12 protein-coding genes and 1 pseudogene are annotated in these 10,519 nt (G+C 57.9%); 3 read left to right on the forward strand and 10 right to left on the reverse strand.

The features are described from left to right. Positions 1-2 precede the first annotated feature (2 nt). Entirely contained in the window at positions 3-383 is a 381-nt protein-coding gene (locus tag ABIC03_RS37180; RefSeq protein ID WP_354065632.1) for a hypothetical protein, read from the reverse strand. Between the two features lie 419 nt (positions 384-802). On the opposite strand from ABIC03_RS37180, the gene lpxD reads away from it, so the two are divergent. Beyond that, positions 803-1,822 carry a UDP-3-O-(3-hydroxymyristoyl)glucosamine N-acyltransferase gene (gene lpxD, locus ABIC03_RS37185; RefSeq protein WP_354065660.1) on the forward strand — a complete coding sequence of 340 codons (1,020 nt, stop codon included), beginning with the start codon at positions 803-805 and terminating at the stop codon, positions 1,820-1,822. Positions 1,823-1,987: 165 nt separating this feature from the next. On the opposite strand, the gene ABIC03_RS37190 is transcribed toward lpxD, so the two are convergent. Together ABIC03_RS37190 and ABIC03_RS37195 are read right to left on the reverse strand one after the other, a co-directional pair. Then, positions 1,988-2,182 carry a hypothetical protein gene (locus tag ABIC03_RS37190; protein WP_354065634.1) on the reverse strand — a complete coding sequence of 65 codons (195 nt, stop codon included), beginning with the start codon at positions 2,180-2,182 and terminating at the stop codon, positions 1,988-1,990. A gap of 394 nt (positions 2,183-2,576) precedes the next feature. After that, on the reverse strand, positions 2,577-3,338 hold the full coding sequence (locus ABIC03_RS37195; protein ID WP_354065636.1) for an outer membrane protein: 762 nt from the start codon (positions 3,336-3,338) through the stop codon (positions 2,577-2,579). Between the two features lie 316 nt (positions 3,339-3,654). Between ABIC03_RS37195 and ABIC03_RS37200 the strand changes: the two are divergent. Then, positions 3,655-3,866: pseudogene (locus ABIC03_RS37200) on the forward strand (hypothetical protein); the annotation flags it as partial. Positions 3,867-3,973: 107 nt separating this feature from the next. On the opposite strand, the gene ABIC03_RS37205 reads toward ABIC03_RS37200, so the two are convergent. The 3 genes from ABIC03_RS37205 to ABIC03_RS37215 form a co-directional block, all read right to left on the reverse strand. Next, the gene (locus tag ABIC03_RS37205) at positions 3,974-4,432 is read right to left on the reverse strand and encodes a hypothetical protein (protein ID WP_354065638.1); all 459 of its coding nucleotides are present in this window, start codon (positions 4,430-4,432) and stop codon (positions 3,974-3,976) included. A gap of 236 nt (positions 4,433-4,668) precedes the next feature. After that, on the reverse strand, positions 4,669-4,881 hold the full coding sequence (locus ABIC03_RS37210) for a hypothetical protein (RefSeq protein ID WP_275174762.1): 213 nt from the start codon (positions 4,879-4,881) through the stop codon (positions 4,669-4,671). Next, the gene (locus ABIC03_RS37215; protein ID WP_275174761.1) at positions 4,878-5,105 is read right to left on the reverse strand and encodes a hypothetical protein; all 228 of its coding nucleotides are present in this window, start codon (positions 5,103-5,105) and stop codon (positions 4,878-4,880) included. The genes ABIC03_RS37210 and ABIC03_RS37215 overlap by 4 nt, the downstream gene beginning before the upstream one ends. 676 nt (positions 5,106-5,781) lie before the next feature. Between ABIC03_RS37215 and ABIC03_RS37220 the strand changes: the two genes are divergently transcribed. Next, positions 5,782-6,303 carry an HdeA/HdeB family chaperone gene (locus ABIC03_RS37220; RefSeq protein WP_275174760.1) on the forward strand — a complete coding sequence of 174 codons (522 nt, stop codon included), beginning with the start codon at positions 5,782-5,784 and terminating at the stop codon, positions 6,301-6,303. A gap of 739 nt (positions 6,304-7,042) precedes the next feature. Here the strand turns inward: ABIC03_RS37220 and ABIC03_RS37225 are convergent. From ABIC03_RS37225 to ABIC03_RS37240, 4 genes are all read right to left on the reverse strand, one after another. Continuing rightward, complete coding sequence (locus tag ABIC03_RS37225) at positions 7,043-7,273, reverse strand: hypothetical protein (protein WP_354065641.1); 231 nt, start codon at positions 7,271-7,273, stop codon at positions 7,043-7,045. A 448-nt stretch (positions 7,274-7,721) separates the two neighbouring features. Further along, positions 7,722-8,624 (reverse strand): alpha/beta fold hydrolase, encoded by a 903-nt coding sequence (locus tag ABIC03_RS37230; RefSeq protein WP_354065643.1) that lies wholly within the window; start codon positions 8,622-8,624, stop codon positions 7,722-7,724. A 321-nt stretch (positions 8,625-8,945) separates the two neighbouring features. Then, positions 8,946-9,701 (reverse strand): ThuA domain-containing protein, encoded by a 756-nt coding sequence (locus tag ABIC03_RS37235; RefSeq protein ID WP_354065645.1) that lies wholly within the window; start codon positions 9,699-9,701, stop codon positions 8,946-8,948. Between the two features lie 285 nt (positions 9,702-9,986). Continuing rightward, positions 9,987-10,316 (reverse strand): GcrA family cell cycle regulator, encoded by a 330-nt coding sequence (locus tag ABIC03_RS37240; RefSeq protein ID WP_354065647.1) that lies wholly within the window; start codon positions 10,314-10,316, stop codon positions 9,987-9,989. Positions 10,317-10,519 lie beyond the last annotated feature (203 nt).

Below are 10,519 nucleotides of genomic sequence, written 5' to 3' on the forward strand. Positions count from 1 at the left end.
GTTCAGTTCCCTGCCATTCCCGCATTTGTCCTTTTCTCACGCAATTCCAACCCGATGGCGAACGCGCGGTGTTCTGTCTTCATCTGATCATCGCGTGCGAGAGTTTGCGCATCAGACGGGGATACGGAGGCCGCCCTCTCGAGTCGTTTTCTCACAGTAGCGCTACAAAACCGAGTCGCGGCCACCGCAACATTCTGCAGGCTGATTGGTGAACTGCCCTTTGGCTCCATTAGTCGGGCGACTTCTTGGTAGAGGCATTCTTCTCTATCGGTGACTTCGGCCGCATCGATAATCGCGGTGGCCTGGATCGGGTCAAGCTGCGCGTCGGTTCTGCATGATGCGCAAAGGATTGTCACCACAATGAAGAGCAATGCTCGCGTCATTTTCATCTCAGAAACCGGAAAGCTCGATAATTACCAGCCTGTCCCGATTCAAAAAAGGGCGATCGCCGAGCGGAAGGTTGATCTAAGTCAACTCCGATGTGTGCCTGGAGAAGAGTCGGCACGTTTCAAGGTGCTCGGGGGTCAAGGGCGGCGTGGTGGCGCCAGCAAAATTACCGCTATCAAGTGGCTTGTAACCGCTTTCTGAACGCGTTGCGGGCCCGTTAGCCAGTGCGAAGTGCTCAGCCGAAGATGCGTCTTGATCTGAATCAATTCTGCCGACGGCAGAGAGCAACATTGCTGTTGGGCCAAGGCATCTAGGGAACGCTTTTCGCCGCGGCTGCGACTGACCACAAGAGACATGGGCCGGGACGGGCGGAGGAGGAATGCCAGCCGAAGTCGGTTTGCTGCAGGGGGACGTGATGCTCGAAACAGTGCTCGGCAGTGCAAGGTTCTTCCGGCGAACTGGTCCGCATCCACTCGCGCTCGTCGCTAGCACGGCGCGGGGTGTGGCAGACGAACGTGAATTATTGCTGGAAGGTTTGGCCCCTTTACAAGCGGCCGGACCGACTCAAGTGAGCTTTCTAGACAATCGCCGTTACGCTTCCGCCCTGGATCAAACCTCCGCCGGCGCGGTGCTCGTTCACCCTGATATGGTTTCACGAGTACCAGCGGCAACTGTGGCGATCCAAACGAGCGAACCGTATGCGGCTTGGGCCCGCGTTGCTGCGCTGTTCTACCCGGTGCCACCGCCTCGTCCTGGCGTTCACCCTTCGGCAATAATAGCGGATGGCGCTCAAATTGATCCTTCGACAGAAGTTGGACCCCTGTCTGTGATCGAAACCGGAGCGGAGATAGGGCCGGGTTGCCGGATCGGTCCTTGCGCAGTCATCGGAAGCGGGGTCACCGTCGGGAGGGACTGCCGGATTGGCGCAAATGTGAGCCTTAGTTACGCGGTTTTGGGAGCACGCGTTTACGTGTATCCGGGTGCGCGGATTGGGCAGGAAGGATTCGCCTCCACCAGCAACGGGTTTCTCTCGATCCCCCAGCTTGGGCGAGTTATTCTTGAAGATGATGTTGAAGTTGGTGCCAATTCGACGATTGATCGCGGATCATCGCGAGACACCGTAATTGGCGCTGGCTCCCGCCTCGATAACCTCGTGCAAATCGGTCACAATGTTAGTCTCGGCCGCTGTTGCGTCGTAGTTGCACAGGTGGGGATCTCGGGTTCAACTGTACTTGAAGATTTCGTCCGCGTTGGGGGGCAGGCTGCTATGGCAGGGCATCTTCGAATAGGCCGAGGTTCGGAAATCGGAGCGCAGGCGGGCGTCATTTCGGATCTAGCACCCGGTGCTAAGGTTCTCGGAAGCCCTGCCCAGTCGATAAAGACCTTCTTCCGACAGATTGCCACGCTTAAGAGGATCGCGGCGCGAGACCCGTGAACGCGAGTCTGCCTCAGTTGCAACAAGAGGCTCGGCTATTGATTCCCTTGGTATTCCAGCGTTCCTCGGCTCACCCAACGATCTCCTAGAACTCACAGCTTGGATCAGCCGACGATGGGGGTGCAAGGGCGCTTGGTCTCATCCGGGCGCCCTTGTGCTGAGGTCCTAAGCCCCGCGCCAGACGTGCAGCACGCCTTCGCGAAAGCCGCCGACGAACTGATCAGATACGTCCGGCGGCAGAATTTGGCTGAGATCATCAAACGACCCGCTCACCATGGTCGCAAGCTCGTGTGCCGACGCATGCTCTGCCCAGCGGCAACCCAACTCCAAACGTCGTTGCCGATCCGCCGTTGCGTCCATAGTCCTGGACTATCTCCGCGTCCGTGGCCCCGGCGAAGCGGATGCCGCGCCGGGGCCTGTACGTTCCCGCCAATCCTGGAAGCTTGGGGGCTGGAAAGAATCGGCAAGGCCACTGCAGACAAGCAGATCCGCAGTCTCTGGCTAGTGCACTTTGTGCCAATGGCCGGCCGGAAAGCGCTGTCGGGCTGACTGCGTAACAGGCTGAGCAAGGCCCTCCGAACAGCCCGGGCCGACGCGGGCGAGGAGATCGAGTCTGTCTCAAGAAGGCAAGTACGAACCCTCGTACTGCCAGCGTCCCGTTCTGCGGGCAGGACCGACTCGTGCAGACGCTGGCCCGCTTACATAGAAAGACCCCGGCGGTGCCGAGGCCTTAGTTTTCGAATGTTAGAAGAAATCAATAGCGAGCGGTCACCGGCGCACCGTACCCGCCGAAGCGATAGTTGACGCGCAGTGTGACCATATCGACGCCTTGGCTGATCCTGTTCAGCGCGCCAGCAACGACGGGGTTGGCTACCGAGAACGAGTTGTTCGCGTCACCCATGAACAGATGATCGTACTCGATGCCGGCTGACCAGTTCGGTGCGAAACCATACTCCCAGCCGACGCCTACAGTCCCGCCCCAGCGGGTTGAGCTCGCAGCTGCCAGTTCAGTTCCGGTGAGCGTGTCGAGGATGCTGAAGCGGTTGCTCGTCACTGCCGCGCCGCCTTTAACGTATAGCAAGGAAGCGTTCCAGGAATAGCCGATCTGGCCGGTGAACAGGCCAATGCCGTCCGTTTTTGTGCGGGTCGAGAACGCTGGGTTGATCAGACTGACGCGCTGGCTGCTGAGGTCCGCCCAGTCACCTTGAGCTTCCAGGCCGAACACCCACTGGCTTGCCTGCCAACGATACCCGACCTGACCGCCGATCAGGCCTCCAGAGCGCTCGCGACAGCCATCAGCGAAAACCACGCCGGCCGCGCCGACGAAATCCCAGCAATTGCGGCTTTGACCCCAGCCACCGTTCGCGCCGATGTAGAACCCGGTCCAGTCGTAGATCGGAGCGGCCAGCGCCGGCGGGGCCTTGGTGTACGGACGTGCCGCCATGTCGGCAGCGGAAGCTGGGGAGGCGAGCCCCAAAGCAAACAACGCAACGGTACCGAGCAGAAACTTCTTCATCAGAGTTCTCCATCCCCATGCGTCGGCGGTCGCCGACGCTGTCGCAAGTTGCAAGAGCATAATTATACGACTCGCTCCATGTCGTCCGTGTCCTGCCTGTCACACCGCAGCGCCAAAATGGTGGGAGGGGGAACCCGATGCCCTCTACTAAGCTTAGGACTTAATTAACCTTCAGGCTCTTCCGCGGACTCGGATCTCCTTAGGCGGTACTGTCCTTCTTAATCGCCACAACCATTTATTATGGCCGCGGATAACTCCTCACTGCGCGTGGCCCCAGCGACCTTCATAATACACTGTCTGACTGCGTGTACCTGTTCGCACGTTGGTCCAAGCAGTGCAGCGGAGCGGGGTGCGCGTGACGGTCGTCTCCACACCTACGAGTCAACGCCCATGCTCGCACATGAGCTGCGGCGCCAAGCAGATGTCTTCACCGATCTCTTGGAACTGCGAAATAAGATTAGCTGCGATCCGTCAACTCGTCTGAGGCCGGGGTCTGCTGAACGATCTGCATCAGACGGGATCGCCTGACATTGCGGAAAAATTCCGAACTCTGAGCTGGTTATTAGTTCGCGTGGTCTGGTGTCGCGTGTGTAGTGCTTCGCGCGGAGCAAAGGAGTTGGGGCGCCCTTGGTGGACTACGACCGTAGGAAAACTGCGGCGTCCAAATAGCAGCGCGGAAACATGGCCTGCAACTGCGCCCCGCGGAGGAAAATTGTGTGAGGCGACAAACCGCCTCGTTCTGAGATCCAACTCCGAACTGGAGCCGGGTACATCGAATAGATCATTTGCGTGGCTTCTCGATTTGTAATATGGCGCCCGCCGTCGCCGAGGTCCCAGGCTGCGTGAAAAGCGAGCCTTGCCCTCTCAGTAACGCAGATCCTATTTGATGGGATCTTTGCTAACGCGATTGTACAGGCGGAGGCGCAGAGGCCATCGATAATCACAGTCTGGCCAGTCTCATTCAACTCATCATATCGATCAAGGTAACGTTGGATCAAGCCACCACGGTCATTGGCAATTCTCACCACTGCGTGGCTCTCGCCGGCGCATACAACCAAAAATGCTGAAGCGAGCAGCAGAGCAAGGGGTCTCATGATGTGCCTCCCCGACTGACATCAGATGCGCGAGAGCGTCTTCTCTGGCAGTAAATCCGGCATTCTCGTTTCCGGCTAACAGCAAGACTCCTCAACGAGTTTGCCTCACGCGCGGGAATGGAATTGATCTAAGTCAATAAACGGAAGTGCGACGTGAGTGTCCCAGGGAATGGGGCATGTGTAACCAGCTTCGAACGCGGCGAGCGGACCTGTCGAAGCCTGCCAGGAGACTCAACTTAGTCCCCTGTGGGGATACCTGGTGGGTTTTCGTCCGTTGGATATAAACCGGCCTTCACCGCTCGCTCCAGCTCAGTCGACAGCGTGTCGAAATGCTGCGCAATCTTCGCCAAAAGTTCTCGCTTCTGCGGCGATGTCGCCAGCGCGCTAATCAGCGCAGCTTCTGCTGCTTGCTTTCGCAGTGCTTCCAGATGATCCCGGTGATCATTCACAGCGGCTCGCCATCCGGCCGGCTCATGGCAAGCGCCTGCGCGACGAAATTGTCAAATATGGGCACCGCGTCCTCAATCTTTTGGCAGCAGCCGCTGTCGAGCGAAAGCTCTGCACTGAGGTCGAACAGCTCTAGCCAGAACAGTGGCACACCATGCAGATCAAGTTCCGGGCCTCGCAACATCCGGATTTCACACTTTGCGACCATGGCGACTGAAACGGACATACCTAGATCGTTGTCCGGGATGCATGAGAGCCGAACGTAAGTCTGCGCGATCTTCAGTTCCGTAAGTGCCCTTCCGGGCGTGCTGCCGCAGCGCTCGGGTTTGCAGGCCGGCTCAAGTGCTATTCATAGTGTACTCAAGGACGATGCCCTTTGGTGCACTTGCGAGTTCCTCTACCCTGCTTCAGCTTGCAGTAGTTCACTTGGAAGAGGGGGAGATCATGTCTTGTCGTGCCTCGATCCGACGGCACTTCCCGGACCCGTCAATCACGATCGAATATACCCGCGAGAGGTCTCTGGCGCAAGAATCGCGGCGAGGTTCTATTTTGATCCTCGCAGGATTCCGAACCGAAGTTGAGACCCAATTAGTGATCGATCGACTCTTGAGTGAGTACTTTACGCCCGAATCGCGGCAGGCGTAAGCGCCACCTCACGGTCTCTTGCGTCAGTGTGCGCCATCCTTAAATTGACGTGACGAGCACTTCGTTGCCTTCGCGAGGACATACTTTGCTTGAGCCGGGATGGTTGGCAGGGACATTGCTTCGCCGCCGTTGATCTAGATCAACTAGGCAGTCGCCACAACGCCCGAATACAGTTGTGGTCACGGGATGTGTGATCACGATGTTGCTTGGTCTGGTATCCAATTGTTGCTCGGGAGGTCATCACAATGAGGTGCAGATTGCTTCTGCTTGCGCTGGTCTTAGTCTCCTCAGCTTTGGCCAGTGAGGCGCGCGCCACGACGGCCGATATTCGCAGCATCACCTGTGGCGAATATCTTGCCATGTCGGCTGCACCGTCGAGCAAGTTTTCGGCTTGGATGACCGGCTGGTTCAGTTATGAAAGTCGGAGGACGTTTGTAGATTTTGACCTGCATCGGGCAAATGTCACAAGCGTAAGAGGGTGGTGCCAATCCAACCCAAATGCCAGTGTGATGGCAGGGCTAGAAAAATCGATAGGCGTAAATGCGGTGCCTACTGCTACGCTGGATTTTAACAAGATCACTTGCGGAACTTGGTTGGCATACGGTTCAGCGGATCAAGATTTTGTAAGATACTTCATGAGCGGCTATTACAACGCAGCGGCAAGCAACAGTGTATTGGATTACGACCGCCTGCAGCGGAATTCCAGTGCGGTCGTCGCGTATTGTAAGAAAAACAAATCTCGCACTCTACCAACGGCCATTCAGAACAGAGCTACCTAGGTCGAACCAGTTTGCAACCGCTTGCAAGCAACGGATCGCGCCCTGCATTAGCGTAGCTCCTGCGTAACAGCGCAATTCATTTGAGTGTCGCTCAGTGTGGCATGTTGGGCTGGACTCGGCTCGTCAACTTGAGAGCTTGGCGAAGGTCGTCAAGGCAGAAGGCAAGGGCTGCGGGCCTAACAAAGGCGGTCGAACACCGTAGAAGGAGTGTTGTGCTGAGGGGCGCCTAGGCCCCGCGCCAGACGTGCAACACGCCTTCGCGAAAGCCGCCGACGAACTGATCAGATACGTCCGGTGGCAGTATTTGGCTCAGTTCATCAAACGACCCGCTCACCATGGTCGCGAGCTCGTGTGCCGACGCATGCTCTGCCCAGCGGCGACCCAACTCCAAACCTCGTTGCCGATCCGCCGTTGCGTCCATAGTCCTGGACTACCTCCGCGTCCGTGGCCCCGGCGAAGCGGATGCCGCGCCGGGGCCTGTACGTTCCCGCCAATCCTGGAAGCTTGGGGGCTGGAAAGAATCGGCAAGGCGCACCGTAGACAAAACAGATCTGCCGCCCGCGGCTACTGCACTTTGTGCCAATGGGCGAATGCGACCCGAGGGGCTGTCGGGCTGCCGGCAACATCGATCGAAGTCCCCAGGTGGCTCGACGAGCGCGTCGCCGCGAACGACCTCGGCGGCTCTCAGCCGCATTGCAATCGCTTGGCTCTTTCGGAGTACGAGCCCTTAGTCAGCCTGTTATGCAGAAACCGCACGCGCCGAAAATGAGACGGCTTCAGTCTGGATGACTGAGCCGGGGGCGTCTATGTACCATGGGAGGAAGTTAGCACGGCGGTCCGTTGTGCGATCTTTGACTTCGATGACGACGATGGTTGCGGCTTGGTTGCCGTCGACAGCGTGGTCATCGGCCGGAACGACAAGCAAAATGGTCATAGATTTCGCGGACGCGGCTTGCGTGATTTCAGTCATGAGGCCGAACCCTAGGCTTGGTTTGAAGAAGCAAAATCCGATCCTGTACCTCAGGACAATTGGCTCTATGGCCGAATTGAAGTTTTATTATCCCGTCAACGGCACCCCCAAACGCCGTGACCAACCAACCCAGCCCCCCAATGCCGCCCCAGTTTCCCAAACGCTGGGGCGGCAACCCGTTTTGGCCAGTTGGTCGGCTCTGTTGAGCCCGTATGTGCGTTCGTAGTTCAGGCTCCTTTTTGATTCTCTCAATTTCTGCCAATGGACTTCCGACTGTGGCAGAGTTTTGAAATTGATCTTGAGTTCGAAATCGCGAGCGCCCGGCGGCTCTATGCTGACGATGTCCGCTCGCGGGGAGCAAGGCAAACATTGCACCGCGAGGTCGCGACTTCTGTTTTTGACCAAAAGCGGGCCATTGTTCGTTCGAGGACACCCAGTCAACGAGAAATCAATGGTTGGACAGGAATTCCAACGTGAGCTTGTTGAACACGTCCGGATTCAATCGCTGCATGCCATGTGCTGCATTCGGTATCACCACCGTCGCAGGAAACTCCCGGCACTTACGCATTTCGCGGTACATCAACTCAAACTTCTTTGGACTTTTGTCGGCCGTCATGAGCAGCACGGGGAAGTCAAACTTCTTGACGTCAACACATGTGCTGATCGGGCGGTCTTTGTCCCCCAACGCCGAGTAAATATTTGCTAGAAACATTTCCTTCGTAGGTTCGGGAAACCTTAGCCAGGTGCCGGGGCCGCTCAACGTGTCGACGAAGATCTCCGCGGCTCTGGCTGTATCACCGGTTCTTAAGTTTTCCTGCAAGGTCCCGATTAGCTTTTTTGTGAAATCTCCGGCTTCTTTTGCCTCGGCGGTCTCGGACACCGGCATTTCGATGCTGCCATCCGGCAGCACCAGCGTTCGAATGACTTCGGGGTGCGATTTCGCAACCTCGACTGCAACCGCGCCACCGCGCGAGTGCCCAACGAGGTGCACTTTCCCGAGATTCAATTTGTTTATCGACGTAGCGATGTCCTGGGCGTGCTGCTCGATTGAGAAATCGGTGCCGCTGCCATCCCAGCGTTCTGGGTAAAAGTGCCTTAGGCTGACCGCAATCACCCGGTAAGCGACACTAAAGGCGCCGAATTGGGCATTCCAAATCCGGTAATCGCTTGTAGAGCCGTGCACCAGCACGATGGGTGTACCCTCACCCGCTTCCCGGTAGGCCATGGGATAACCGTTGATGGCTTCCCATTTCAATTCCGATGGAATGGGCCAGTCGGGCTTGACCTCTTGTGCCCACAGTAGTGTGCTCGTGCAGGCGGCAAATAGAAATGAGACCACGATGCGGCGCATTGAACTTCCTCCTCAGGCAGGTCTCCGAGAGGACTGGTTTGCCGCCAGCATAGTTCTCCACAACGCGCATGGCAGCAAGCGATAACCGAGCGCGCGTATTTTTCTTGCCTCATGTGAGTCCGGTTGTGGCCCTAAGCCGAAGAGCAGTTCAGCCGCCGTGATGTCCGCTATCGCTGGTGAACCGGACGCCGAGCTGAACTTGGCTCGCCAGCCGCTTTTGACCCGGAACGGAAGTCGCAGACCAAGACCCTCCGAACCTCTGGCACGGACACCACCCGACGAATCCGGCGGTGGCGCAAATGCGAAGTGCGGCGGCGTCTCCTAGGGCGACCTTCGCATAGACCAGAGGATAGCGTTCGTGAGGAGTCGCTGGTAGCGGCAATCCTGCCAAACTGACGGCTCGTGGCCCAGCGCCGAATAAAATACCCGTCCCTCGCCATAGAACCGGGTCCAGGTGAGAGGCCAGCCATAGAATCGCTGATGCACGCCGTTCTTGCCAAGGTCCACCGAGCTTGGGTCGAGGCGCAGGAGCACGCGTGATCCACGATAATCGAAGTCGCTGATTTGGTAGATCTCGTCCTCAACTTGCAACGAATTTCCGAGGAAAGCCACCAGGGGATCGCCAGGATCAACCACCTCGATCTTCACGGCCTGATGCCAAGGATGACCATTAAAGTAGCCGCCGACCAGATCGAGATAGTCCGGCCAAGTGTAGAATGTGTCCGTCGCAGAATGAACACCGAGGAACCCGCGGCCCGAGCGTACAAAGCTGAGAAGAGCTCTCTTTTGCGCGTCGCTCATCGGAAGTTCTCCGGTTGTGTAGAACATCACCGCCGCGTAGCGCTCGAGGTTTTCGGCAGAAAATTCGGACGTGTCTTCCGTTGCAGTGACTTCAAAGACACCCGAATTGCTTCCGAGCTGGGCCAGGATTACCTTGGAAAGCGGTATGACATCATGCCGATAGCCGGCGGAGTATGTGAAATAGAGGATGCGCTCTGGCGGACGCTCCGCATGCGCGCCGAGTGGTCGGATTGCCGCCGCGCCGCCGAGGAGCGCGATGAACTCACGTCGCCTCACAATCGCCTCCGCCAAAGCCAACCAACCATGTTTTGAAGAAGCCTAGCACAGATCAGCCCAGCACCGGTCTTGGGGCATCGCCGTCCTATGCAACGCTGCTGGCGCATCAGCGAAGTGGCGAACCGTCTCATTGAGGTCAGCTTCGTGGGTGGAAGCGGACTGGTTTTGCTCAGGCCGGGTTCTTCGCACCTTGACCCGAAGCAGACGAACTTGGGAAGGTGCACGACCCCCGAACTGCCGAGCCGAGCCGAATACTGAGCGCAGTGCAACGGCGCTCGCGGTGACCTAGCCGGTATTTTTGACCGCTTCAGCCAGTATCTCGTAAAGCTGCTGCTTGCTGAATTGCTTAGGCTGCTGCCTCTCCGCTGCGTTCCGCGACACCTTCTTTGCGACTGGAAGGGCGCAAGCTGCCGACGACGTCGCCCTCAGCTTCGGTGTCTGCCTTATCTTGGGCCTTGCCGTGAGCAACTTGTGACCGCGCTTCAGGCCCTGACGGGTCAGCATGCCGCAGACCGCGTTACGACTGCACCCGAGCCGCCGCGCTATCTGCGCCGCGCTATGTCCTACGGACCAGAGCCTGGTGAGGAGCTCTATGTCTTTCGCATCCCAGCCCATGGGGGATATTATAGCACCGACGGCCGAACACGCGTCAATCTAGTCTTCGTCCGGCTCGCGCACGACCGCCGGTTCGTCATCGCCGCCTTCGTCATCTTCATCCTCCTCATCCTCTTCATCTTCATCGGGATCTCTTGGGGGCGTCGCGCTGCCCATAAGCACGAGCGGTGTCCAGCAGATCGCCGTGATGGAAGCTTCGAAGG

Origin of the sequence: Bradyrhizobium sp. RT6a (assembly GCF_040547675.1) — a bacterium.
Lineage (GTDB): Bacteria > Pseudomonadota > Alphaproteobacteria > Rhizobiales > Xanthobacteraceae > Bradyrhizobium.